This window comes from Brotaphodocola sp. (assembly GCF_983179755.1).
In genome coordinates, this window is sequence record NZ_CFAHBC010000015.1 from 26,591 (window position 1) to 51,202 (window position 24,612).

Consider the following 24,612-nt stretch of genomic DNA (forward strand, 5'->3'; position numbering starts at 1 on the left):
GATTGGAAGATGTCGGCAGAGCTGACCAGAATCACGCGCCAGGTCTTTGTGAGTGTCGACCTGAATAAAAAATCAGGTAAAATTTTTCACGATGCTGATATATTCTTTCGCGTGGTAGGGAAGATAACTGCCACGCCGATAGGCGGCGACAAAGTCCACGGTTGTGCAGGGATTTCCGACAGAGAAGCGCACAACCGATGGCGGTGGCTGAATGTGTTTTAAGTGAGTTTCGGTGACAAACCCACATCCGTATCCCTTTGCGACGAGCTGAATCATAGCCGGAATGTTGGCAGTCTGGAGCTTGATGTTTGGTGTAAATCCACTTTCCTTGAAGAGGTGATCGACGGTTTGTCTCGTCCGCTGTCCCGGAATTTGCAGAATAAATTTTTCCTCTCTCATCAGGTTCATGTCCATCCATGAAAATTTGCATCCATCCCGATGGACTCCTTTTTCAGCGAGAGGGTGATGGTCGGGCATGATCAGAAGAACCTCTTCGTGGCTGATGATTTCGTAGTCAATATCAGGGCTTTTGATCGGAAGATTAAAAAAAGCGAGATCGCTCTCTCCGTTCAGAATCATGCTCTCGAGCTGATTGGAGTGTGATTCTAAAATATTGAGCTGAACGTTTGGGTAGAGAGAGTTGAAAATCGGGAGCGTGCAGGGAAGCATGTAGGTTCCGCGCATGGTAGGAAAGGCAATCTTGAGAGAACCGTGATTGTCCTTGATGATGTCTCCCATCTCCTGATCCAGCTCTTTTTTTAAGTTTAAAATTTCAGTTGCCTTTGCGACGTATCGTTCTCCGGCGTAGGTCAGGACGAAGCGATGACCGAGTTTACGGAAAAGTTTCTGACCGAGATCGGACTCCAAATTTTGGAGAAACTTTGTCAGCGTCGGCTGAGTGATATACAGTGCATTGGCTGCTTTTGTGATATTCTGATATTTTGCAATCGCAAGAACGTATGATAAATCTTTGAAATCCATAAAATCCCCCGTTATGTGTTATATGTAATATGTTGTGTAGTGTGAGTGAAGATGAATGATGGAACTGCCACCATTATTTGAACAATACAAATGTAGCATATTTGAGAGCGAGATTCTATTTTAAAAAAAAATTCTGTGAGCTCCTGTTTTACTATTATGCATAAAAACTATGAAAATAATAAAAAATATGAATTTTGACCACATCCTTTTCGCTGAAAATCCGTGAAAAATGCGGGGGAAATGTGAGAAGAACAGAAAAAATGCAAAAAACTATTCTTTCAAACTATAATTTAAATAAAAACAATGAATTGTACAAAGATAAAAACATTCCCTATAATGAAATCAACGCCGGTGAATAAAGGAAATAGAGATTAATCTGATGGACAGGAAAGAGAATGGAAGGGGAGCGAGGATTTCATGTGGGGAGAACAGTCGAATGTGACGAAGATTCCAGTCACAATCATGAGAGGCGGAACAAGCAAGGGAGTGTATATTTTGGAGAAGGACATGCCAGAGGATCGTGGAGAATGGGATGAGCTTCTTCTGAGAATGATGGGGAGTCCGGACAAGAAACAGATTGATGGACTTGGCGGTTCTCAGTCCGTGACGAGCAAGGTTGCGATTGTCGGGGTGTCGAAGCGGGAAGATGCCGATGTGGATTACACATTTGCACAGGTGTCTGTGGACAAGCCGATCGTCAGCTACAAGGGAAACTGCGGAAATATCTCCTCGGGAGTCGGACCGTTTGCAATTGAGAAAGGTCTGGTAAAAGGGGACGGGAAAACGACGAGCGTCCGGATTTATAACACAAACACGGATAAAATTATTTCTGAAGATGTGCAGACGAGAGAGGGAGCTGTCGTTTACGACGGAGATTTTCAGATTGCCGGGGTTCCGGGAAGTGCTTCCCCGATCCGTCTGAAATTTATTGATCCGGCAGGAACTCTTGGACACGGACTTTTGCCGACCGGACATGCAGTTGACATTTTGGAGGTTCCGGGATACGGTAAGGTTGAAGTTTCCATTGTAGACGCAGCAAATCCGCTTGTGTTTGTGAAAGCAAAAGATTTAGGTCTTACTGGAAAAGAACTTCCGGATGAGCTGAATGCCGATGAAGAAAAATTGAATCTTCTTGAGACGATCCGGGGACTTTCCGCAGTCAAACTTGGGTTGATTGAAGATTACACGAAATCAGCCTGGGAGACACCGGGAATTCCGAAAATGACCTTTGTCGCAGAACCGGAAACGTATGTGACTTCAGATGGGACGAAAATCGAGAAAGACCAGATTGATCTTCTCTCAAGAATGATGTCCATGCAGAAGACACATCCGAGTTATGCGATGACAGGGGCGATGTGTACGGCAGGTGCCGCTGTGGTTCCGGGAAGTGTGGTACAGCAGGTATTAAATCCGAATGTGGATACACAGTTTATCCGCATTGGTCATCCGGGAGGAATTCTGGAATGTGGGGTGGATTACCAGAAAAAGGATGATGAGCCTGTGATTGAGGATACATTTGGTTTTCGCACGGCAAACCTTCTCATGGAAGGCGTAGCGATGGTCAGAAGATAAAGGGGGAAGAGGAGAATGATCAGAGAGTTTCTGCCACAGATTTCTTTGTTGGTACTGGTAGCAGTCATTGCAGTTGGATTTATCAAAAAAATTAATATTGGATTTTTCTCAATCGGTGCAGCATTTCTGCTGATGCTTCTTGGCATGGCGGTCGATTTTCAGGTTCCTGCGGGCGAAGCGATGCGTGCATTAAAGGCAAGTGATGTGACGAAAGGTTTTTCAAGTTCCATGTTTGTAACGTTGGTCGGAGTCACGTTTCTGTTTGGAATGGCTTCCCAGAATGGCACGCTTGATCTGTTTTCCAAGAAGATTGTAGCACTTGTCGGAAAGAGAACCTACCTGATTCCGGTGTTGATGTTCTTCCTGTCCGCATTTATTTCCGCAATCGGTCCGGGTCATATCGCAGCAGGTATTCTGATGACGACATTCGCCGTCTATCTGGCACTTGAGCTGGATATCAATCCGATGGCGACTGCTCTGTACGCAAAACTTGGAGCAAATGCGGGTTGTGCATCTCCGCTGTCCCTGACGGGAATTCTTGCAAAAGAACTCTCCACTCCGCTCGGATATGACGGATTTTCTCTTCATCTGTTTCTGAGCACGCTTCTGTCGGGATTTGTATTTACTCTGGTTGTCTATATTCTGTATAAAGGATATAAAGTAAAAGCGGACAATCCGATGAAACTCTCTGAAATTCCGAAGTTCAATCGGAAACAGCAGATCACGATGGCTTCGATTGTGATTATGGTTATCTGTTGTATCGGATTTAAACTCGATACCGGTCTTTTCGCTTTCGTCATGGCAGCTGTGCTGATTCTGCTTGGCTGTGCCGATGAGAAGAAGGCAATCAAGAGCATTCCGTGGGGAACTTTGATTATGATCTGCGGAGTGGGGGTTCTGGTAAATATGATCAGTGTGATGGGCGGAATTGATCTGATTTCCGATACGCTGGCTTCTTTCATGACGGCGCGTACCGCAGCTCCGATCATGGCAGCAACATCAGGAATTCTTTCCTGGGTAAGCTCGACAACCGCAGTCGTGATGCCGACTCTGTATCCGATTTCTGCAGAGATCTGCCAGAGATTTGCCGGAGTCAATTATGTGGAACTGATTTCTGCAATTACCGCAACTTCTTTTGCAGCAGCAATCAGCCCGCTTTCCACAGGTGGAGCGATCATCATGTCCTCCTATTCCGCAGCGAGAGAGACGACAACCGAGGAGATGAACAAGATGTTCTATACGCTGTTCCTGCTGTCTGTTGGAAACGTATTAATTAATGTTCTGATGGCAGTCGTTGGAGTGTTCAGTCTCGGCGGTTTATTCCTGTAAAAAACGACTGATACATTGATATAACACTCATGTAAGATCAGAAAAAAAGCTCCGGAGACAGAAAGAGCAATGCAAACCCGTGTGAGACGTTGGTGTTTAGACTGCGTAGTTTGCAGTCTTATGAACCATTACGTCGAACCCGGAGCGAAAGCGTGTTTGCATGCCCTGTTCTGTCGAAGGAGCTCTTGTGTCTTGTGAAAAATCTGAAATGATCTTAAATTAAAGTTCTGTTGAATCATGGTAACTCTGAATATATGATTTATTTTATTCAGATATATGATTCGGGTGTGTCCCTATCGAAACTTCTCAAACGTAATCGTTTTCTTGTCTGCATCCATCCGGCAGAGCGTTCCCATCGGGAGAGTTCCCATCGGTTTGCTGTGACCGGAGCGGATGTGGCTCATAACCGGAACGGAGAGTTTTCCGAACCAGTCCTGAAGAAATTCATCAATCTTGTAACTTCCATCGTAGCGGTCATTCGTGCAGTCGGTGAAATCTCCGAGGAGAATTCCGGCTACATTCTGGAAAAGACCAGTCATCCGCATCTGCGTCAGATACATGTCGAGCGACGGGATGGACTCCTCAACGTCCTCAAGGAAGAGGATTTTTCCGGCGGTCTCAAGCTGATAGAAGGTTCCACAGGCTCTGCCGAGAAGTGAGACATTTCCGCCGGCGAGCATACCCGACGCAGTTCCAGGGTTAATCGTGTGAAAACCGTCCTCGTCCGGTGGATTCGTGAAGCTGATCGGTTCCTCACCGAGATTCAGCGCCTTAAAGAAGCTCTCTTTCGTGTATGCATCGAAATGCTTTCTCATATTGGAGCAGACCATCGGTCCGTGGAAGGCGACGAGGTTTCCATACATCTGAAGAGCAGACAGGATGTTTGTGATGTCGCTGTATCCGACGAAAATCTTGGGATTTGCGCGGATCACATCGAAATCAAGAAATTCCATGATCTGCGAGCTTCCGTATCCGCCACGCACACAGAAGATGGCGTTCACCTCCGGGTCTGCGAACATCGCGTTGATGTCATCAGCGCGCTTCTTTGCTTCGCCAGCGAGATAGTTGTGGAAGTTGGAGAGCTTTGCGAGCTCTCCTCCAACCTTAACGTGGTATCCCATCGCCTCAAGAAGGGCGATACAGTCTTTTAATTCTTCCTCTTTGATCGGAAAAGACGGAGCGATAAGACCGATGGTATCGCCCGGCTTTAATGGAGATGGAAAAACGATCATAGGTATGCCTCCGAAATTATTCTTTGTCTGCGTATTTCAGCAGGGTGTGTCCGATGTAAGTCTTCAGAACGTTCTGGCAGTTCGGCTTTACAAGGAGCTGTGCATTACGATAGTTGAGCGGAATGATTGGCATCTCATCGATCAGCAGTTTCTCTGCATCGGTGAAGAGCTCCATTCTCTTTGTGTTGTCTGCAAGGCTTCTTGCCTCCATCAGCATGTCGTTATACTTCTGAGCATCATCGTTGAGCCAACGGCACTGATAGTCATTCTTTGTCAGGGTGAAGCACTCAAGGTTCGTGCTTGCGTCCGGATAGTCGCCTACCCAGCCATCGTAGCAGATATCAAAGTTTCCGTTTCTCTGCTCATCCCAGTATACCTTGGACTCGTAGGTTGTGATCTCTGCATTGACACCGAGGTTGTCTTTCCACATTGCCTGCATGGCCTGAGCCATATCCTTCTGCTCCTGATCGTTCTGTGTGATCAGAGTCAGGGTCGGGAAACCTTCGCCGTTCGGATATCCTGCCTCAGCCATCAGCTCCTTTGCCTCGTCAACATTCTCCTCAAACAGATCACCGACGGTGTCGCGGAAGTCCTTATCAGAACCCTCGTAAGTGATTCCGTGAGGAACGAAAGCGTAAGCCGGTTCCGGCTTGGAAGCCTCGATCGTCTGGGTGATGACTTCGCGGTTCAGAGCCATGGAGAGAGCTTTTCTCACGCGGGCATCAGACAGATATTCCTTGGAGCAGTTGAAGTCATAGTAACGGGTTCCGATCAGATCGTAGGACTGAAGCTCATCGCTTCCATCGTACTGGCTACGAGCCTGAGTTCCGAGAACTGCGTTGTCGAGGACATCAACCTCACCGGCATTGTAAGCGGAGAGAGCAGCCTCTGCGGACTCGATGAAGATGATGTCAACACCGTCGAGCTTGACATTCTCTGCATCATAGTATTCCGGGTTTTTCTCAAGGATGTAGCTCTCCTGCGGATTAATCTCCTTCAGACGGAAAGCACCGTTGCAGACATAGGTGTCAGCGGATTTTGTCCACGGGATAGAATTCTCAACGACATCCTTCTTCGTCGGGAAGTATACAGTTACAGCGGTCAGATCCGGGAAGTAAGCGGTCGGATTCTCAAGCGTAACCTCAAGAGTCTTGTCATCGACTGCCTTGACGCCAACCTCATCTTCGGTTGCATTTCCCTCGTTGTAAGCCTGTCCATTCTTTACATAGTAGAGATAAGCAACGCCCGGGGATGCGGTCTCAGGATTCAGAGCACGCTTCCATGCATACTCGAAATCGCCTGCGGTCAGGTCAGAACCATCAGACCATTTCAGACCATCGCGGAGTGTGAACGTGTAAGTCAGACCGTCATCGCTGACTTCATACTTTTCTGCACAGCCATTGATCAGTTTTCCATCTGCGCCAACCTGCATCAGACCGGTGAAGAGGTTCTGAAGGACGGAGGAAGAGGTGGAGTAGTTGTTCATGTTCGGATCAAGAGTTTCCGGCTCTTTTGACATGACGTACTTGAGAACTTTTCCGTCTGCGGAGGAATCGGTTCCGGCAGAAGCAGAAGCGGATGTTTCGGTACCACCGGCGGAGGACGCGGAACCAGAGTTTGAGTTACCGCCACAGCCGGTCAGTGCAGTTGCCATTGCCACACTGAAGAGAAGTGCACACAGACTTTTTTTCATAATCGTAACCTCCTTGATTTACCGGATTTTTCCGGCATGATTTGTAATGAATGATTTATGAGTTTCCGTAATAATCCAGTCGACTCTGAATTACGGTTTCATAATCATTTATATAGATGACAGGCAACTTTATGCTTGTCATTTATATTTTGAAGAAGTGGTTTTTTCTTTGCGCAGATGTCTTTTGCATAAGCGCATCGGGTTCTAAACGGGCATCCGGACGGTGGATCGATCGGGGAGGGCACATCGCCCTGAAGGATGATTCGCTGGCTCTTAGAAGCTCGAATCGGGTCTGCGACCGGAACTGCCGAGAGCAGGGACTTTGTATACGGATGCATCATATTGTCATAGAGCTCATCAACCTGAGCATACTCCACAAGATTTCCGAGGTACATCACGCCGACTTCCGACGAGATGTGACGAACCATCGAGAGATCGTGGGAGATGAAGAGATAGGTGAAATGAAATTTTTCCTGAAGCTCCTCGAGAATGTTGATGACCTGTGCCTGAATCGAGACATCGAGTGCCGAAATCGGCTCATCGCAGACGATGAATTCCGGCTCGGCTGCGAGCGCGCGGGCAATGCCGATTCGCTGTCGCTGACCACCTGAAAATTCATGTGGATAACGGTTTAAATGGTCCGGCTTTAATCCGACCATCTCGATCAGTTCCCGAATGCGGTCCTCGCGCTCCTTTCCCTCGTGGAGTCTTAATGCCCACATTGGCTCCGCGATGATGTCGCGGATATTTTTTCTCGGATCGAGCGAGGTGTAAGGGTCCTGAAAGATCATCTGCATCTTTTTGCGGTAAGGCTGCATCTGAGCATCGCTTGAATGGGTGATGTCCTCTCCGTTAAAGAGAATCTTTCCACCTGCCGGATCATACAGGCGGAGGAGTGCGCGTCCGACGGTGCTCTTCCCGCAACCGGACTCTCCGACGAGTCCCATCGTCTTTCCCTGTGTGATCGAGAATGAAACGCCGTCGACTGCTTTTAAGTAGCGGGGTTTTGAGAAGAGCCCGCTTTTGAGTTTAAAATGAATCTTGAGATCCTGCGCTTCGATACAGGTTTTTTCGGTCACTGACATGTTCGCTGTCGCATGTTCTGTCATCGATGTTGTCATCAGAGCTTCACCTCCCCGATTTTTGCTTTTACGGATTTATGGTGCAACCAGCATGCACTGCTGTGGTGTTCACCGAGAGGAACAAGTGGTGGCTGGTACTGTCTGCAAACCTCCATAGCGTGAGGGCATCTTGCGGTAAACGGACAGCCCTTCGGTGGATTCAAGAGATCCGGCGGGGTGCCGTAAATTGGAATCAGTTTTTCCTTTGTCTCTTTCGGAATCGAGGCGAGAAGACCGGCTGTGTATGGATGACCGGTTCGATAGAAAATGTCCTCGATCGAGCCTTCCTCCATCACGAGTCCGCCGTACATGACGAGGACGCGGGTGCAGATGCTTGCGATTACGCCGAGATCGTGGGTGATCAGGATGACGGAGGTCCCATACTCCTGCTTCATATGTGCCATCAGATCAAGGATCTGCGCCTGAATCGTCACATCGAGGGCTGTCGTCGGCTCATCTGCGATCAGAAGCTCCGGCTGACAGCACATCGCGATTGCGATCATCACACGCTGGCGCATACCGCCTGAGAGCTCGTGAGGAAACTGCGAGAGTCGTTTTTCCGGACTTGGGATGCCGACGTCCTCAAGCATCTTGAGGGCGCGAGCTTTTGCCTCTTTTTTGGAGAGTTTCAAGTGGCGCATCAACGGGTTGCAGAGCTGTTCCTCAACCGTAAACAGTGGGTTTAAGCTCGTCATCGGGTCCTGGAAAATCATGCCGATTCGATTGCCCTGAATCGAGCGCATTTCCTTTGCTGTTTTATGTAAAAGATCTTCGCCGTTAAAGAGAATCTTGTCTGCTTTGAGATGAGCATTGTCTGCGAGAAGGCGCATGATTGAGAGCATCGACACGCTTTTCCCGCAACCGGACTCTCCGACGATTCCAAGGCTCTCTCCGCGGTTTGCGTGAAAGCTGATGCCTCGGACCGATTGCACAATGCCGGCATCAGTCTGAAAGCTGGTTCTCAAATTTTTGACTTCTAGTAATGTTTCGCCTGTTTTTTCACTCATAGTTTTTCCGCCTATCGCCTATTCTATCGTTTGTTTCTATTTCTCTGTTTGTACCTGTTCAAGTTGTTTTTACTTTTTTCTTTCTCGCTTTTTCTTTTCTGCTTTTTTTATTTCTTCAGTCTCGGGTCAAGTGCATCGCGCAGTCCGTCGCCGATGAAGTTCAGAGAGAAAATAGTGATGCTGATCGCACTTGCCGGGAAGAGCATCATGTATGGGTAGGAGAACAGGTACTCGATCGCGTCGTTTGCGAGAGTACCCCAGCTTGCCATCGGAACCTGAATGCCGATTCCAAGGAAGCTCAGGAAGGCCTCCTGAAAGATTGCGGATGGAATCAGGAAGGTGACAGTGACGATAATCGATCCCATACTGTTCGGGATCAGATGATGGATCAGGATCTGCCATTTGCTCAGTCCGCAGACTTTTGCGGAAAGGGCGAAATCCTGTTCGCGGAGTGTGAGGATCTGGGCTCGCACCATGCGCGCGGTCGTGATCCAGTAAGTTAAACACATCGCGATCAAAATGCTCTGAATATTATTTCCGAGGAACATCATCAGAAGAATCATGTAGATCAGGCTCGGGATTCCGGTCAGGATATCCACGATTCTCATCATCACGAGATCAACCATACCGCCGAGGTATCCGGCGATTCCTCCGTAGAGAACGCCGATAACCATGTTGATTGCGGCAGCGGTAAATCCGATTGTCAAACTGATTCTTGCTCCGTACATCGTGCGGACGAAGATGTCTCGTCCCATTTTGTCGGTTCCGAACAGGTGCAGGGCACTTGGCCATTCAAGCGGATGGGCGAAATCGGTCTGATCGTAGGTATATGGGGAAAACATTGGGACAAGGATTGCTAACAATGTCATAATCACGAGAACTGTGAGCCCGAGCATTGCGAGTTTGTCCTTTTTTAAGCGCATCCAGCACATTTTCCAGTAGGAAACGCTTGGACGGCTGATCGTCTCTTTCTCACGTTCCGAGTCGGAGAGCGGGGCAAGCAGAGCCTCCGGAATCTCATCAGTCATGGAAAGAGAGTGGGTTGGTTCATTTGGTTCAATCGTCGGCATCTTGGAAGATCCTCCTTTTTCTTTCTGGTGATCAGTTTTTACTCAGTGATTTTTACTCTCGGGTCAATGACTGCGTACATGATATCTACCACAAGGTTGCAGATGATAATCATGGAACCGAGAAAGACGGTCAGTCCAAGGACAACGGAATAGTCACGGTCTGTGATTGCAGACACGAAATAGCGTCCGAGACCGGGAATACTGAACAGTTTTTCGATGATAAAGGTTCCTGTCAGAAGGCTTGCCACCATCGGTCCAACGTAGGTCACTACGGGAAGAATCGAGTTTTTCAGTGCATATTTTCCAATTACCTGAAATTCCGGAACGCCTTTAGAGCGCTCGGTGCGGATGTAGTCCTGACGTAATGTCTCAAGCATGCTCGAGCGCATCAGTCGGGTGATGTAGGCGATCTGGGAAAATGCCATACAGAAAACGGGGAGAATGTATCCCTTCCAGGATCTGAGTCCGTAGGATGGGAAGATTTTCCATTTTTCACAGAATAAATACATCATCAAAACGCAGATGACGAAACTTGGGACGGAGACACCGATCGTCGCAAATACCATCGAAAATCCATCTGCAAGTTTGCCTCGCCGGACAGCTGCGATGATTCCGAGCGGAATTCCGACAATCAGAGCAGTGCAGACTCCGAGAGCACCGACGCGGGCAGATACCGGAAATCCAGTGGCGATCAGCTCATTGACGGTAGTGTCCTGCTTTTTAAAGGAAATTCCCATATCTCCGTGGAGCAGGTTGCCGATGTAGCGTCCGTACTGAACGATCAACGGGTCATTGAGTCCGTACTTGTCAGAGATCTGTACGAGAATTTTTTCAGGGACATTTCGCTGTTCGGACGGGCTGAACGGCCCCCCCGGGATGACGTGCATCAGGAAAAATGTGATGGTTACAAGAATGAACAGAGATACGATTCCTGCTGTGAGACGTTTCAGAATGTATTTTGCCATAAGAATCCCCCGATTTCTTTGAATAGTTGTAACGGTTCAGTAGGTCTGCGCATTTGTTGTGCTGACCGTAAGAAAATATAGAAGGTATTGAATCGTTACGAGTATTTTCTGTATAATCCGGCAATGATGTCTGTGAGGTCGGTGGATTGCACAGATGATACAAAAAAGGCAATAGCTGAGGAAGCCTCACGCCATTGCCAGGATATATTATTAATCATTATACTACCGTCATTTAGAAAGTCAAGTGTACTGATTTGACGAAATTCCAAAAAGAGTGGATAGGAAAATCATTGTCGGACTTAAAAAAGAAAAGCGGGAAGTCAGAACATTGACATGGAGGAGAACGTTCACTTATACTATATAAGTTGTGCTGTCCCTTTGGGGGACAGGGAGAGTGAGGGGAAGCGGAAATGGATGTATTTTTTCTTATGGAAATGATTGGAACAGTGGCGTTTGCCTGTTCGGGGGCGATGGTGGCAATCGAAAAGCGTCTTGATCTTTTGGGAATTATCGTGCTCGGGGAGACGACTGCCGTGGGAGGAGGAATGATCCGTGATATTATTATCGGGATTCATCCGCCGGCACTGTTTGTCGATCCGATTTATGTGATTGCGGCTTTTGTATCGGTGATGGTGCTGTTTGTGGCAGTCAAATATTTTTACCAGTCGGCAGATATTCTGGAATCTCCGATGTATGAGGCGGTTTTAAATCTTCTCGATGCGATTGGACTCGGTGCGTTCACGGTTGTCGGAATTGATACGGCAGTTGGAGCGGGATTTGGAGAGTATAAATTTTTGATGATTTTTCTCGGAGTTATCACCGGAGTTGGCGGAGGAATCCTTAGAGATATGATGGCGGGGCAGACACCGGCAGTGTTGAGAAAGCATGTCTATGCGTGTGCGTCGATTGCCGGGGCGGTCTGCTATGTGATTTTGATGAATTATACCGGGGAAGGTCCGGCGATGGTTGTCAGTGCGATTCTGGTCACGGTGATCCGTGTGCTGGCACGCCATTATAAGTGGAATCTGCCGAGGGCGATTTAACACGGCGTTGACTTTTATTTTTGGTTGCATTATAATATTTTTATCATTCAGTCGTAACTAGCATAAGAGGTATTTATAATATGAATCTTGACACAAATAATCATTCAGTATTTTTACTAAATTATCATTTGATTATGTGCATTAAGTATCGCAATAAAGTGATTGATAATTCGATTTCGAGTCGTTTAAAGGAAATCTTTGAATATATAGCACCGAATTATCATATCGAATTAGAAGAGTGGAACCATGAGCTTGATCATGTTCACATTTTGTTTCGAGGACAGCCAAATACCGAAATCAGTAAATTTATTAATGCATATAAATCCGCAAGTAGTCGCCTTATTAAAAAAGAATTTCCCATGATAAGAAAGTCTTTATGGAAAGAGATGTTTTGGTCACAAAGCTATTGTCTGCTTACAACGGGAGATGCAGCCGTAGAAATTGTCAGAGAATACATCCAAACGCAGGGGGAAAAAAGGAAAAGCAAATAAAGCAATCAAATATCGACTATATCCGACCAAAGAATAAGCGGAACTTTTTGTAAAAACGTTTGGTTGTTGCCGAAAGGTTTACAATCCAGTATGATGTTGTATGTGCAGAAAGTCTGAACATGAGAGCAATGTCAAATAGAGGCTCTGGAAATGGAATAAATGTAGTGGCAAAGAGTCAGGAATAGCAAAAGGAGAAAAACGAGGGGGATTCGTTTTTCTCCTTTTTATATATGGGGGAGGGGTTAGTTCTGTGTTCTGGAAACCTCAAAGGCACGAAGTTTCCAGACATCAACTGTGGCACTGCAATCTCCGGTCAGTGTGAGGGGGCGGGCATTGCTGTTGGTGGACAGATCATGATCATTTGAGGGATCGCTGATCTGACTGTACAGTCGGGTTGTGAAGACTTCCTCACCACCGTTTACAAAGATCTCAAGGGAGGTCGTGTCAGAGTAGATACGAAGCTGACTCAGCGAGGTAAGTTCTACACTGCGAGAGGTTCGCCCAAAGCCACCTTTTTTGAGATCGAGTGTCAGAACTCCGTTGGAGAAAGAGAGGGTGACTCCATCGCGGAGCGCCAGTTCCATCTGCTTGCAGTCGGAGAAGGTAAGTTCCGTCTCGAAGACCGGGAATCCGAAGGAATTCTCAAGGGGGAGAGAATCTGCCTGATTGAGATCTTCTTTTGTGGTAAAGTGTGCGTGCTCGGCGCGAAGGTCGAGAAGCTCCTTGATCGGTTGCTGGATCAGTCTGCCGTTTCGCACATGGAGCTCACGCGGGAGGGTAAGCGCGTGTTGCCAGCCCTGCTCAGTTGTCGGGTTTGTATAATCAGCTTCCGGGATTCCCATCCATCCGATCAGAATCCGTCTTTCCTGCTCATCCTCGAAGCTCTGGGGAGCATAGAAGTCAAATCCGCGGTCAACCTGCTGGAATGGGGTTTCCTCTATAACACGGAACTTACGATTTTCAAAATCGGCATCGATCTTCATGAAGGTGCACTGATGAACATTTGCGTAGTTCACACCCTGCTGTGTGACTCCCTGAGGACAGCAGATCAGGCAGAGCGTGCCGTCGAGGAAGAAGAGATCCGGACATTCCCACATGTAGCCGAATGGATGGAGGGTCTGGATACGGCTGAAGTAAGACCAGTGGGTGAGGTCTTCTGAGCGATAGAGCAGGACGAGACCGTGGCTTTCATGGTCGCGCGCGCCGAGTGCCATATAGTAGGCATCCTTGTATTTGAGGATTTTCGGATCGCGGACGTGACAGCTGATGTCGGACGGATAATCGTCGGTCGTCATCAGGAGTTCTTTTTCGGAGAAATGTGTTCCGTCCTGACTTGCGAAATGGACAGTGTTACTTCCGCGTCCGGCGTTGATATAATCGTAGTCCGGGCGGTCGAAGTATTTTACATTTCCGGTGTAGAAATAGTGGATCGTTCCGTTCTCGCGGAAAGCGGAGCCGGAGTAGACACCGTGTGCGTCAAAGTCGTGATCCGGAAAGAGTACAGGGCCGTGATCCTCATAGTTAATGAAATCGCGGGTTGTGCAGTGATTCCACAGTTTGAGTTCGCCGGTCGGCTCAAACGGGGTGTACTGAAAGTAGATGTGGTACACGCCGTCTGCCTGAACAAGTCCGTTCGGATCGTTGAGCCATCCGGTTTCCGGCATCAGGTGAAAATGGAGTCGGCAGGGATCTTCGCTGACGAACTTGCGAAAATCTGCTTCTTCCTGATACCACTTCTCGTAGTCTTCTCTGGTCACTTTGTGGTATTTTTCAAATTTCATAAATCCTCCTTCGGACACACGGAAGTGTCTGCTCCTTGATACTTTGTTGATTAGCATTAACTGAAATTACGTCTGACTGATATTTGTAGTCAGTTTGTTAAAGACAGGCGATCAGTGTTTAATCGTCATTGCCTTGCAGGTCTGATCAGCATTTGCGGATGCGTGAACCTCTAAGGTGACATCGGCAGATGCCTGAGGAAGAATCATCATCGTCTGAGGATTGTATCCGGCGGTGCGAACTTTCTCGAGATCAACTTTTAAGAGCTTGTCGCCTTTGCGAACGTTGTCGCCCTGCTTTACGAAGACTTCAAATCCGTCGCCTTCCATCTTGACTGTGTCGATACCGGCATGGATCAGAAGGTCGGTTCCCTTGGTGGTTGTGATGCCAATTGCGTGTTTGGTCGGGAAGAGCAGGCTCACGCTTCCATCGCACGGTGCGTAGATTGTGCCTTCGGACGGATTGATAGCGATTCCGTCGCCGAGCATCTTGGCTGCAAATGCCTCATCTGCGGACTCGGAGATTGGAAGGATCTCACCTGCCATCGGTGCAAAGAGAACTTCGTCGTCGGTATTTGCATTTGCGGAACTCTCAACGGTTTCTGTTGCTGCGGAAGTTACAGCGGTTGCAGTAGAAGCAGAAGCAACAGTCTGTGAGGATTTTGCAGGAGTTGTTCCCTCGCCTTCCATAGCGCCCATGTTAAATTTCTTCCAGAATACAACGGTCAGGATAAAGGAAACGCCCATAGAGAGCACAAGACCGATTGCAAAGTACAGGTAGTGGTCCGGTTTCATGGAGATGAAGCCCGGAAGTCCGGCAGCGCCCATTGCCTGAGCAAGAGTCTTTGTTCCTGCAAGGTAAGCACTTCCGACAGCAGATCCGATGATTGCTGCGTAGAATGGGTATTTCAGTTTCAGAGTAACACCAAACATTGCAGGCTCTGTGATACCGAGCAGAGCGGAGATACCGGAAGCGGAACAGATCGATTTGATCTTCTCGTTTTTGGTCATCATCAGAACTGCCAGAACTGCGGCACCCTGAGCGACGTTGTTCATGCTTGCGGTTGCGAAGATGAAGCTGCCGCCGGTGTGAACGCTGTCTGCGATTAGCTGAGTCTCAATCGCAATGAAGCTGTGGTGCATACCGGTCAGTGTGATCGGCGCATATACAAGACCGAAGAGTGCTCCTCCGATGAAGCCAAGGGAGTTGTATACCCAGGTGATTCCAGCGGCGAGAAGGTTTCCTGCCTCTCTCAGAACCGGTCCTACGACGATGAAGGTCAGGAAGGAAGTAACAAGGATGGAGATCAGTGGGGTGGTCAGGTTGTCGAGCCAGGACGGGGTGACTTTGTGAAGACGCTTCTCGATATTTGCAATGATCCAGGAAACGGCGAGAACCGGAAGTACAGTGCCCTGGTAGCCGATAGCCGAGATATGAAGTCCGAAGATGTCCCATACCGGCGGAGTGCCGACACCGATCTGGTAAGCACTCATCAGATCCGGGTGAACCATAATCATACCCATTGCAGCGCCGAGGTAAGGGTTACCGCCGAATTTCTTTGCGGCACTGAAGCCGATCAGAACAGGCAGGAAGGTGAACGGTGCTGCCGCGAACAGGTTGATTGCGGTTGCAAGTCCTGCCCACTGCGGATACAGAGCGATGATTGACTGACCATGAATCAGGTTGGAGGTCAGGATGTTGTTGATACCCATCAGAAGACCACCGGCAACGATTGCCGGGATGATCGGAACAAAGATGTCACTCAGCATCTTTACGAGACGCTGAAGCAGATTGCCTTTTTTCTCCTCTGCCTCGTTTTCGGTTGCCTCACTCTGGATACCGAGCTGTTTCTGAACCTCATCGCAGACAAGATTGACGGTGCCTGCTCCGAAAATAATCTGGAACTGTGACTGTGTAAGGAAGACCCCCTTGACTCCTTCCACATCGCTGAGAGCACTCTCGTCTCTCAGATCATTGTTGCGCAACTGTAAGCGCAGACGGGTTGCACAGTGGGCAACGGAGCGGATATTTTCCTTTCCGCCCACAAGTCGGATTACTTCACTGGCGATTTTTGCATAATCCATAAAAACCTCTCCTTTTTTGTGGTGATGAATAAGTTGAACGATGAACCATGAAACAAAATATGGTATCGGTTCCATAGCTGAATCATACAGCATTTTTGCCGTAAAGTCAATACAAATATGGAATCGATACCATGTTTGAGCCACCAAAAAATCAGATGATTTTTTGTGCAAAACGTACAAAACCGTGCACCGTCATTTTACACTCTTTCCGGAGATCAGCTGAAAGCCGATAACCTGCTTGACCGGGACAGGTTCATTGCGGATTAAGCGCAGGATTGTCTCTGCACTGAGCTGACCGAGGGCATAGGAGTCGAATTTCAGTGTTGTGAGTTCAGGGGAGAGAAGTTCGCTCTCATCGTATCCGCCAAAACCTGCAACCGAGACGTCATCGGGAATCCGTTTTCCAAACTGTGCAAGTGTGTGGTAGGCGCCGAATGCGAGACGGTCGGTCGCGCAGATCATTGCAGTGACAGGACCATTCTCGAGCGCTTCTTTTGCCATCTTCTGTCCACTCTCATAACTGTAATCACCGGAAAAAAGGCGAATGTCGGAGACTCCGCAGGATTTCAGACCATCGAGAACGCCCTGACGGCGGACGATTCCGACGGCGCGGTCTGTGTCGGTGATTCCGAGCCAGACAACATGCTCTGGGTGAGATTTGCCGACGTATTTTCCCATTTCAAAACCGGCCTGATAATCGTCATCGACAACGGAGATTCCGGCATCAAATTCCTGAGCCATCACGACGAGCGGAATCGGGCTGTTTGCGATCAGCTCACGGTGCTGATCGGTGATCGAGATCGAGCTTAAAAGAATTCCTCCGACGTTCAGACTGATCAAACGGCGAATATTGTCGAGTTCGAGGGCGATCTGGTGGTCAGAGCTCTTGATAAGCGTTTCATATCCCTGTTCGCGCAGATAACGGTCAATGCTTGTGATGACGCGCCCCGTAATCTTGGAATTTAAAGTCGGCACGACGACGCCGATGATGTTGCTCTCGCGGGCATTGAGGCGGGCAAATGAGTTCGGCATATATCCGCATTCACGGATCACAGCCTGAATCCTCTCCCGAGTCGCCTCTTTCACATAGCCGCCGTTGAAGTAGCGGGAGATTGTGCTTTTTCCAACACCGGACATCTCAGCGATGTCCGCCATAGTAAATTTCTTCATAGATGCTGTCAACTCCTTGGAATGTTTTGTAATGCAAGTATATCACGAGTTGCAGTGCACGGGTAGGAATTTTGTGAAGGGAAAAATTTGTATGATACTGTGGTGGAAGTTGATTTTGCTGATGAGTGTTTGGGGAGCGGAGGATATGTTTGCGACAGAGGGAGAATGTTGCTATAATGTTAGTTACACAAAAACAAGTGGAAATAGAGTTGCAAATAAAAAGCAAAAAGATTAATGGTCATAGAAATGACGAGGAAAGAAGTAGAACGATATGGACAGTCGATTATTTCATTATGTGGTAGCAGTGGAAGAATGTGGGACAATCTCATCTGCCGCCAGAACGCTGTTTCTGTCACAACCTGCGCTGACAAAACAGATTGGAAAATTGGAATCGGAACTTGGTTTTCAGATTTTTGACAGGAGTAAGAATCCTCTCGGGATTACGGAACAGGGAGAGATCTTTCTGGATTTTGCCGGGAGATATCTGGAACTGGAAAAAGAATTTCAACAGAAACTGGATGCCGTTTCTGGAGAAAAACATCAGGATTTGATTGTGATGACGACGAGTAGAGGAGGAATGTATGCGGGTGTCCGCACCTCGGCGTTTCTTGATGCGCATCCGGAAATTCATGTGGAGTATCACAATACGGATGCGAGAAGTTGTGAGGAGATGCTTGAGAGTGAGGAGAGGGAGCTTGCAGTCTATACAGACCCGGTTCAGTCTGACTGGATTGAATATCTCCCGTTGGAGGAAGATCCACTTCTTCTTGTGATTCCGAAGGACAGTCCGGCACTTGAGGGAGTTGAGATCGGGGAAAATTCGTATCAGAATCCATTAGAAATTGATGTGAAGTGTCTGCGAAGACCGAATAACCGTTTTGTTCTTTCCACATCGACTCACAGTCTTTTTTTCGCAGAACAGGAGATGTTCCGTCGCTGTCGAATTCATATGGGAAATGCACTTCATGTAGATCATGTCGACACGCGCTACGCAATCGCCTGTGGAGGTGGTGGAATTGTTATGGTGCCGTTGCAGACAGTGAAATCTCTTTATACAAATAACCAAGTGGTCTATGCGACGATAAAGGGAGAATCCTTCTAGCGATATGTGGTGATTGCAAAGAAACGCGGAAGGAAATTGTCAACGGGAGCAGAACTTTTCTGGAAATTTATGGTGGGTCAGAGGTTTGCCCCGTAAATACCCCATAAATATCCTTTTGAGTTCATAACGAATTGGAATGGACTGTGTAAGAAAGAGGAATAAGGGAAAATAGAAATGAGAGAGAAGTGCTTGTCCAAGTGAAGGACAGGTACTTCTTTTTTATCTTATTTTATGTGAATTTTGAGAAATTATGGAAGAAAATAGGAGCGGTATGAGGAACTAAGGGAGAAAAAGTTCCATAGGGAATGGAGGACAGGCAAAAATGGATAAGAAAATGGTTATGGGAGGTGGGGAAAACCTGAATAGCTGAGGGCAGTCGAAAGTATTGCAGAATTCAAAGAAATTTATATATAATACAGGCAACGTTTTTACCGGTGAAAGCAAACGAAACAAAAAAATGAACGAAATGAGAGAACAACCATTTCTGGGTGTTGTCGGGGTGAATAGGAGAGGATAAAAAGATGAGCAAGCTGAAAGAAGTAAAACTGCTTGGAATGCCACTTTGGATGTTCCTAATTCTTCTTGTGGTAACTTGGGGAGTTGGAATGACGGAGTCGATTCCGGGCGATATGGTAGGTGCACTTTGTTTTGCAACTGTTGTTGGAACTTTTATTGGATTTATTGGAGATCGGATTCCAATCTGGAAGGACTGGCTCGGAGGAGGCATGCTTCTGACCTGTTTGGCAGCTGGAGCAATGTCCACGTTCCACCTGATTCCTGATTCCCTTGTTGAGACTCTGAATACATTTAATGGCAGTACCGGATTTTTGAATCTCTATATTCTGGTTCTTGTCACAGGATCGGTTTTATCCGTAAATAGAAAGCTCCTGATTCGTTCTCTGGGTGGATATATTCCGTGCATTCTTTCTGCGATTGTATTTGCATTTTTGTTTGCAGGAATAGCAGGAATTGTTGTTGGGATCGGACCGATCAATGCGATCTTAAATTACGCACTTCCGATTATGGGAGGTGGAAATGGTGCTGGCGCAATCCCAATGAGCAAGATCTGGGGAGAGGCAAGCGGACAGGACCCGCAGATCTGGTATGCATCTGCATTTGCAACGCTTAGTCTTGGAAACATGATTGCCGTTTTGATTGCTGCTCTGATGAATAAACTTGGAGAGAAGAAACCGGAATTTACCGGAAACGGAGAGCTGATGAAAACTCCGGCTGATCTGGGAACACAGGAAGCAGAAATCAAACCGACGGTGGCTGACTATGCATCGGGGCTGGCACTTGGTCTTTTCTGTTTTGTATTCAGTGGATTTTACTCTTCCAAGATTTCGATCATCAACCATGCAGGTCTTGGATTCTCGATTCACCAGTTTGCATTTATGATTATTCTTGTAGCGCTCTTAAATATTTCCGGTCTGGTTCCGGACAATGTGCGCGCCGGTACAAGAGGAATGCAACAGTTCTTTGTAAAGTATATGTCCCTTCCGCTTATGGTTACGGTTGGAATCGGAACGAACCTGATGGACTATGTAAAAGTACTGAATTTCCAGAGTCTTGTTGTCATTGCAGCGGTTGTCGTTGGTGCGACGCTTGGCGCATGGCTGATGGCTCCGATCTTTAAATTCTTCCGAATCGAGACGGTTGTCACGGCAGCACTTTGCATGGCAAACGGAGGCGGTGCAGGCGATATTCAGGTTCTTGGAGCAAGTCACCGCATGGAGCTGATGAGCTATGCACAGATTTCTTCAAGAATTGGAGGAGCGATTATGCTCGTCATTGCAAGTTTTATGTTCAGTACCTTTATGTAGGAAAGCGTTTTTTTAATGTTTATGATGGATGAGAGGATTTGAGGGAAAACGGATGAAGATTGAGACATTAAATTTCTGTATCACACCTCTTGACAGAGAGGTGAAGGTTCGTGTGTTTACGCCGGATGGTTATGAGTCGGGAGAAAAACAATATCCGGTGCTTTATGTGAATGACGGGCAGGATCTGTTCTGCGATCAGCAGACATTCTGGGGAGCGGAGAGTCTCAGATTTGAGCAGTATTACAGAGACTATGGAAAATTTGTGCCGGATGTGATTCTTGTGGCGATTGAGTCGCCGAATGATCACGCGAAGCGTACTGCGCAGTATTCGCCATTTACGAAAGATTTTGTCGTTCCGGAGGGAAAGACGTTTGAACCGCATATTGAGGGAAAAGGTGTAGAGTATCTTGAGTGGATGACAAAGGAACTCAAGCCGGCGATTGACCGCAGATACCGGACTTTGGCGGATGCAGATCACATCGGAATCTGTGGGTATAGCACGGGTGGTTTGATCAGCACCTATGCACTGCTTGCACATGCGGAGACATTTCACCGGGCAATCATTATGAGCGCAGCGGTATGCATCTGGATGGACAAGCTGGAAGAGGTGCTGAAAACAGCGGATTACTCCCATATTTGCAGACTGTATCTGGATACAGGAACAAATGAGTTTGGAAGAATGACGACGAAGGAGGAATTTCTTGCAGGCTCGGAGATCATTCGCAGTTATTTCGTTCGCGGAGGTCTGACTCCGAAAACGATGAAATACAATGTATACCAGGACGCAATTCACAACCAGAGAGAATGGAGAATGCGTTTTCCGGATGCGCTTCGCTGGGTATTTCCAGAGTTTTAGATAGTTCCATTAAGAAAATAAGAATGATTTTAAACCTTCGGGACAGGGAAAACTGTGCCGGAGGTTTTTGTGTTTTGTAGAAATCTCTTTTCTGAATGGAAGAAATATGATAAAATTCAAAGATGGATGTTACCATAACGGTAGGCGGTCCGGCTCTCTTGGGAGGGCATGCGTACCCTCCGATTACATTTTGATGTAACGAAAAATATAGGAGGAGGGGGATGCCATATGAGTATTATGGATTTCGTAGCATTGGTAATCTTCGGCTTAACATGCTTTGGACTTGGATACACTTTGCTCATGTTTGATTAGAGACGACCGTCTATTGGCTTACGGCCTGTGCAGAGCAGAAGTCAGAGCATCCGCTCGGAAAGGCGGTTGTGCGCTGTTTCAAAAAGGAGAAGAGCGCAAATCAGAGTGCTCTTGCCGAACTCGCAGACTTTGAGATGATTCCGGGACGCGGAGTGCGCGCAAGAATTGACGGGATAGGTTATCTGGGCGATAAGAATGAAAATGGTTTTGGAGATAGTTGGATGGATCTGGAGATTCTTGCGGGAAATGAGGAGCTTCTGCGTGAGCGAAAGATCGAACTTTCACAGGAGATCGAGGAGTCGGCAGATACTTATCGGAAAGAGGGATGTACGATCATTTATCTCGTGATTGGAGGCAGGGCAGGAGGATTTCTTGCACTGTCTGACACCGTTCGTCCGGATGCAAAGAAGACGATCGCAAACCGAATTGGAATTAAGCAGTTTCGTGCGGAATGTCTTCCGGAAGACAAACTGCGCTTTATCGAGGAGCGTCAGAAATCAAGTCATCCGGTCTGCATGATTGGAGATGGAATCAACGATGCACCGGCGCTGAAAAAAGCTCATGTCGGAATTGCGATGGGTGGAGTTGGAAGTGACATCGCGGTCGATGCTGCGGATATTGCGCTTGTCAACGATGAGATCCGCGAGATTCCGCATCTTCTGCTTCTCGCGAGAAGAATGATGTTCGCGATTCGCTGTAATCTGACATTCTCGATGACATTGAATTTTATCGCGATTGTCCTTGCAATCACCGGAATTTTGAATCCGGTCGCCGGTGCTCTCGTTCATAACAGTGGTTCGGTCTTTGTGATTATCAATTCAGCTTTATTATTGAAATGGAGGAAAAAATAAAAAACCCCCTCTCTCTCCTGTACAGATTGTATGGGAAAGGGAGGGGATTTTTTACGAATCCTTCATCCTCTTGATGACTTTCAGTCTCGTGAATTCCTCGCGGTCTTTCTCCTCGAGGGAGTTCGTGATGTTCGTGACGAGATTCTGGTAAGTCGGGATGGTGATGTTCTTGAGTGCATTTGCGCGCTTCTGCGTCTTGCGGATGCTTCCGGCAAGGCGGTAGGCGGAGTTTTCGACCATTGAGAGCTTGATCGTCAGCTCCTTCACTTTCTCAAACTGCATCCGGGCGTCGTCGAGAGATTCCTTTGTGCTGTAAAGCGCGTAGGTCAGCGCGGGCGGAGTCGGGTCATGCTGGACGAGCGGAATCTCCGTTCCCATGATACTTCGCGTTTTAATGCGGATCGTGTCGTCGACTGGCATTGAGGTCGCTATCTCCTGAACAAAGTTGATGCCGAGCTCGATGTTTGCGCGCTCAAGCGCCTTGTAGGCGGAGGTGAACGTTGCGTCGATTTCCGCCTGAATGTCCTTTGCCTGATCGATGAGTCCCATCAGCTCGCGCAGAAGAATGTTTCGCTTCTTGTCCATCAGCACATAGCCCTGACTGGCGAGTGCGAGAGAATTCTTTGCGAGAATCAGATTTCCCTTTGTGGGAAAGGTGTTTAAATTCATAGAGGAACCTCCTTCCCCTCACTTATTCCGCATCAGAAGTTCGAGCGGTTTCGTTAGCCGGTACGAGGTCGCCGTTGTGGTCGATCATCGTCGGATGATAATACTGGTCAAGCACCTTGGTGTCGATACGGTCGAGCTCTGCCCGTGGCAGAAGACCGAGTAAGTTCCAGCCGATTGTCAGTGTCTGGATGATGTTTCGGTTCTCGTGCGGATCCTGACCGACGAAGCGATGCTCAAACTCGCGTCCGAAGACAAGATACTGCTTGTCGATCGGGGAGAGCTCATCTTCACCGATGACGGAGGCAAGTGCTCGCGCGTCTCCAACCTTTGCATAGCAGGAGAAGAGCTGGTTTGCGACATCCTGATGGTCGGCGCGCGTAAATCCCTCACCGATGCCATCCTTCATCAGACGGGACAGGCTCGGCAGGACGCTGATCGGCGGGTAAACCGACTGACCATTCAATGAGCGGTCGAGAACGATCTGTCCCTCGGTGATGTATCCGGTCAGGTCCGGGATCGGGTGCGTGATGTCGTCGTTTGGCATTGTCAGGATCGGGATCTGGGTGACAGAGCCGTTGACTCCGCCCACGATACCGGCGCGTTCATAGAGAGCTGCAAGTTCACTGTATAAGTATCCCGGATAACCTTTTCTTGACGGGATTTCGCCTTTTGATGAAGAAACCTCACGCATTGCCTCAGCGAATGAGGTCATATCAGTCAGGATAACGAGGATGTGCATGTTTTTCTCGAATGCGAGGTACTCGGCGAGGGTCAGCGCACATTTCGGCGTGATCAGACGCTCAACAACCGGGTCGTTTGCGAGGTTCATGAACATTGCAACGTGGGAGGAAACTCCGCTCTCCTCAAATGTCCGGCGGAAGAAATCTGCGACATCGTGCTTAACACCCATTGCGGCAAAGACGATTGCGAATTCCTCATCAGAATCATCGCCAAGGGAAGCCTGCTGTACGATCTGAGCGGCGAGCTGGTCGTGCGGAAGACCATTTCCGGAGAAAATCGGAAGTTTCTGACCGCGGATCAGCGTCATTAGACCGTCGATTGCGGAGATTCCGGTTCGGATGTAGTTTCGCGGATACTCACGGGTGACCGGGTTTAAAGGCTGACCGTTGACGTCGAGCATTTTTTCCGGGAAGATCTCACCGAGACCGTCGATCGGGACACCAATTCCGTTCATCGTTCTGCCGAGCATTTCCTCGGAAACGCCAAGCTCCATCGGATGACCGGTCAGGCGGGTGTGAACGTTTTTGAGTCCGAGACCGTCGGTTCCCTCAAAAACCTGAATGATTGCCTTATCTTTGTAAGCCTCGATGATACGGCCGAGTTTCTTTTTCGAGCCGTCGACCGTCATTTCCACGATCTCATCGTAAGCGGCATTCTGAACGCCCTCTAAGACGACCATAGGGCCATTGATTGCACTCAGGCCAAGATATTCGATTGCCAT

The 24,612-nt window shown here is 48.0% G+C and carries 20 protein-coding genes and 1 pseudogene; 9 read left to right on the forward strand and 12 right to left on the reverse strand.

All coding sequences use genetic code 11. From position 1 onward, the window contains the following. Positions 1-72: 72 nt before the first annotated feature. Positions 73-981: a LysR family transcriptional regulator gene (locus AC4EVX_RS07290; protein WP_490159879.1), complete on the reverse strand. Its 909-nt coding sequence runs from the start codon at positions 979-981 to the stop codon at positions 73-75. Positions 982-1,398: 417 nt separating this feature from the next. Between AC4EVX_RS07290 and AC4EVX_RS07295 the strand changes: the two genes are divergently transcribed. Together AC4EVX_RS07295 and AC4EVX_RS07300 are read left to right on the forward strand one after the other, a co-directional pair. After that, entirely contained in the window at positions 1,399-2,553 is a 1,155-nt protein-coding gene (locus AC4EVX_RS07295) for a PrpF domain-containing protein (protein WP_177976977.1), read from the forward strand. A gap of 15 nt (positions 2,554-2,568) precedes the next feature. After that, positions 2,569-3,882 (forward strand): SLC13 family permease, encoded by a 1,314-nt coding sequence (locus AC4EVX_RS07300; protein WP_177976976.1) that lies wholly within the window; start codon positions 2,569-2,571, stop codon positions 3,880-3,882. Between the two features lie 293 nt (positions 3,883-4,175). Here AC4EVX_RS07300 and AC4EVX_RS07305 read toward each other — a convergent pair whose 3' ends face one another. From AC4EVX_RS07305 to AC4EVX_RS07330, 6 genes are all read right to left on the reverse strand, one after another. Further along, positions 4,176-5,114 (reverse strand): S66 peptidase family protein, encoded by a 939-nt coding sequence (locus AC4EVX_RS07305; protein ID WP_490159880.1) that lies wholly within the window; start codon positions 5,112-5,114, stop codon positions 4,176-4,178. Positions 5,115-5,130: 16 nt separating this feature from the next. After that, positions 5,131-6,807, reverse strand: coding sequence for an ABC transporter substrate-binding protein (locus AC4EVX_RS07310; RefSeq protein WP_177976975.1), 1,677 nt, complete (start codon positions 6,805-6,807; stop codon positions 5,131-5,133). 104 nt (positions 6,808-6,911) lie between these two features. Then, positions 6,912-7,892, reverse strand: coding sequence for an ABC transporter ATP-binding protein (locus AC4EVX_RS07315; RefSeq protein ID WP_490159891.1), 981 nt, complete (start codon positions 7,890-7,892; stop codon positions 6,912-6,914). 35 nt (positions 7,893-7,927) lie between these two features. Then, positions 7,928-8,935: an oligopeptide/dipeptide ABC transporter ATP-binding protein gene (locus tag AC4EVX_RS07320; RefSeq protein ID WP_177976974.1), complete on the reverse strand. Its 1,008-nt coding sequence runs from the start codon at positions 8,933-8,935 to the stop codon at positions 7,928-7,930. 107 nt (positions 8,936-9,042) lie between these two features. After that, entirely contained in the window at positions 9,043-10,005 is a 963-nt protein-coding gene (locus tag AC4EVX_RS07325; RefSeq protein WP_490159881.1) for an ABC transporter permease, read from the reverse strand. A gap of 38 nt (positions 10,006-10,043) precedes the next feature. After that, positions 10,044-10,970: an ABC transporter permease gene (locus AC4EVX_RS07330; RefSeq protein ID WP_490159882.1), complete on the reverse strand. Its 927-nt coding sequence runs from the start codon at positions 10,968-10,970 to the stop codon at positions 10,044-10,046. 410 nt (positions 10,971-11,380) lie between these two features. On the opposite strand from AC4EVX_RS07330, the gene AC4EVX_RS07335 reads away from it, so the two are divergent. The 3 genes and pseudogenes from AC4EVX_RS07335 to AC4EVX_RS07345 all read left to right on the forward strand — a co-directional run. After that, positions 11,381-12,013, forward strand: a complete 633-nt coding sequence (locus tag AC4EVX_RS07335; protein ID WP_177976971.1) for a trimeric intracellular cation channel family protein — start codon at positions 11,381-11,383, stop codon at positions 12,011-12,013. Between the two features lie 80 nt (positions 12,014-12,093). Then, positions 12,094-12,504, forward strand: coding sequence for an IS200/IS605 family transposase (gene tnpA / locus AC4EVX_RS07340; protein ID WP_177976970.1), 411 nt, complete (start codon positions 12,094-12,096; stop codon positions 12,502-12,504). Between the two features lie 37 nt (positions 12,505-12,541). Next, a pseudogene (locus tag AC4EVX_RS07345) lies at positions 12,542-12,598 on the forward strand (helix-turn-helix domain-containing protein); the annotation flags it as partial. A 148-nt stretch (positions 12,599-12,746) separates the two neighbouring features. On the opposite strand, the gene AC4EVX_RS07350 reads toward AC4EVX_RS07345, so the two are convergent. The 3 genes from AC4EVX_RS07350 to AC4EVX_RS07360 form a co-directional block, all read right to left on the reverse strand. Further along, positions 12,747-14,285 (reverse strand): glycoside hydrolase family 32 protein, encoded by a 1,539-nt coding sequence (locus AC4EVX_RS07350; protein WP_490159883.1) that lies wholly within the window; start codon positions 14,283-14,285, stop codon positions 12,747-12,749. Positions 14,286-14,396: 111 nt separating this feature from the next. After that, positions 14,397-16,367 (reverse strand): sucrose-specific PTS transporter subunit IIBC, encoded by a 1,971-nt coding sequence (locus AC4EVX_RS07355; protein WP_177976968.1) that lies wholly within the window; start codon positions 16,365-16,367, stop codon positions 14,397-14,399. 192 nt (positions 16,368-16,559) lie between these two features. Next, a complete protein-coding gene (locus AC4EVX_RS07360; RefSeq protein ID WP_177976967.1) occupies positions 16,560-17,537 on the reverse strand; it encodes a substrate-binding domain-containing protein in 978 nt (325 codons plus the stop codon). A gap of 271 nt (positions 17,538-17,808) precedes the next feature. Between AC4EVX_RS07360 and AC4EVX_RS07365 the strand changes: the two genes are divergently transcribed. The 4 genes from AC4EVX_RS07365 (at position 17,809) to AC4EVX_RS07380 (ending at position 22,481) form a co-directional block, all read left to right on the forward strand. Beyond that, complete coding sequence (locus tag AC4EVX_RS07365; protein WP_490159884.1) at positions 17,809-18,639, forward strand: LysR family transcriptional regulator; 831 nt, start codon at positions 17,809-17,811, stop codon at positions 18,637-18,639. 521 nt (positions 18,640-19,160) lie between these two features. Next, entirely contained in the window at positions 19,161-20,462 is a 1,302-nt protein-coding gene (locus tag AC4EVX_RS07370) for a 2-hydroxycarboxylate transporter family protein (RefSeq protein WP_490159885.1), read from the forward strand. A 52-nt stretch (positions 20,463-20,514) separates the two neighbouring features. Then, on the forward strand, positions 20,515-21,318 hold the full coding sequence (locus AC4EVX_RS07375; RefSeq protein ID WP_490159886.1) for an alpha/beta hydrolase: 804 nt from the start codon (positions 20,515-20,517) through the stop codon (positions 21,316-21,318). Between the two features lie 380 nt (positions 21,319-21,698). Beyond that, entirely contained in the window at positions 21,699-22,481 is a 783-nt protein-coding gene (locus AC4EVX_RS07380; RefSeq protein WP_490159887.1) for an HAD-IC family P-type ATPase, read from the forward strand. Positions 22,482-22,532: 51 nt separating this feature from the next. Here the strand turns inward: AC4EVX_RS07380 and AC4EVX_RS07385 are convergent, their stop codons facing one another. Continuing rightward, positions 22,533-23,150 (reverse strand): V-type ATP synthase subunit D, encoded by a 618-nt coding sequence (locus AC4EVX_RS07385; protein ID WP_177976963.1) that lies wholly within the window; start codon positions 23,148-23,150, stop codon positions 22,533-22,535. Between the two features lie 22 nt (positions 23,151-23,172). Next, on the reverse strand, positions 23,173-24,612 hold the full coding sequence (locus tag AC4EVX_RS07390; RefSeq protein WP_177976962.1) for a V-type ATP synthase subunit B: 1,440 nt from the start codon (positions 24,610-24,612) through the stop codon (positions 23,173-23,175).

Coding starts and splice junctions, on each gene's coding strand:
- AC4EVX_RS07315 (WP_490159891.1), bottom strand. CDS start 7,892: ATGTCAGTGACCGAAAAAACCTGTATCGAAGCGCAGGATCTCAAGATT.
- AC4EVX_RS07310 (WP_177976975.1), bottom strand. CDS start 6,807: ATGAAAAAAAGTCTGTGTGCACTTCTCTTCAGTGTGGCAATGGCAACT.
- AC4EVX_RS07360 (WP_177976967.1), bottom strand. CDS start 17,537: ATGAAGAAATTTACTATGGCGGACATCGCTGAGATGTCCGGTGTTGGA.
- AC4EVX_RS07300 (WP_177976976.1), top strand. CDS start 2,569: ATGATCAGAGAGTTTCTGCCACAGATTTCTTTGTTGGTACTGGTAGCA.
- AC4EVX_RS07385 (WP_177976963.1), bottom strand. CDS start 23,150: ATGAATTTAAACACCTTTCCCACAAAGGGAAATCTGATTCTCGCAAAG.
- tnpA (WP_177976970.1), top strand. CDS start 12,094: ATGAATCTTGACACAAATAATCATTCAGTATTTTTACTAAATTATCAT.
- AC4EVX_RS07325 (WP_490159881.1), bottom strand. CDS start 10,005: ATGCCGACGATTGAACCAAATGAACCAACCCACTCTCTTTCCATGACT.
- AC4EVX_RS07305 (WP_490159880.1), bottom strand. CDS start 5,114: ATGATCGTTTTTCCATCTCCATTAAAGCCGGGCGATACCATCGGTCTT.
- AC4EVX_RS07365 (WP_490159884.1), top strand. CDS start 17,809: ATGGACAGTCGATTATTTCATTATGTGGTAGCAGTGGAAGAATGTGGG.
- AC4EVX_RS07295 (WP_177976977.1), top strand. CDS start 1,399: ATGTGGGGAGAACAGTCGAATGTGACGAAGATTCCAGTCACAATCATG.
- AC4EVX_RS07350 (WP_490159883.1), bottom strand. CDS start 14,285: ATGAAATTTGAAAAATACCACAAAGTGACCAGAGAAGACTACGAGAAG.
- AC4EVX_RS07390 (WP_177976962.1), bottom strand. CDS start 24,612: ATGGCAATCGAATATCTTGGCCTGAGTGCAATCAATGGCCCTATGGTC.
- AC4EVX_RS07330 (WP_490159882.1), bottom strand. CDS start 10,970: ATGGCAAAATACATTCTGAAACGTCTCACAGCAGGAATCGTATCTCTG.
- AC4EVX_RS07290 (WP_490159879.1), bottom strand. CDS start 981: ATGGATTTCAAAGATTTATCATACGTTCTTGCGATTGCAAAATATCAG.
- AC4EVX_RS07320 (WP_177976974.1), bottom strand. CDS start 8,935: ATGAGTGAAAAAACAGGCGAAACATTACTAGAAGTCAAAAATTTGAGA.
- AC4EVX_RS07335 (WP_177976971.1), top strand. CDS start 11,381: ATGGATGTATTTTTTCTTATGGAAATGATTGGAACAGTGGCGTTTGCC.
- AC4EVX_RS07355 (WP_177976968.1), bottom strand. CDS start 16,367: ATGGATTATGCAAAAATCGCCAGTGAAGTAATCCGACTTGTGGGCGGA.
- AC4EVX_RS07370 (WP_490159885.1), top strand. CDS start 19,161: ATGAGCAAGCTGAAAGAAGTAAAACTGCTTGGAATGCCACTTTGGATG.
- AC4EVX_RS07375 (WP_490159886.1), top strand. CDS start 20,515: ATGAAGATTGAGACATTAAATTTCTGTATCACACCTCTTGACAGAGAG.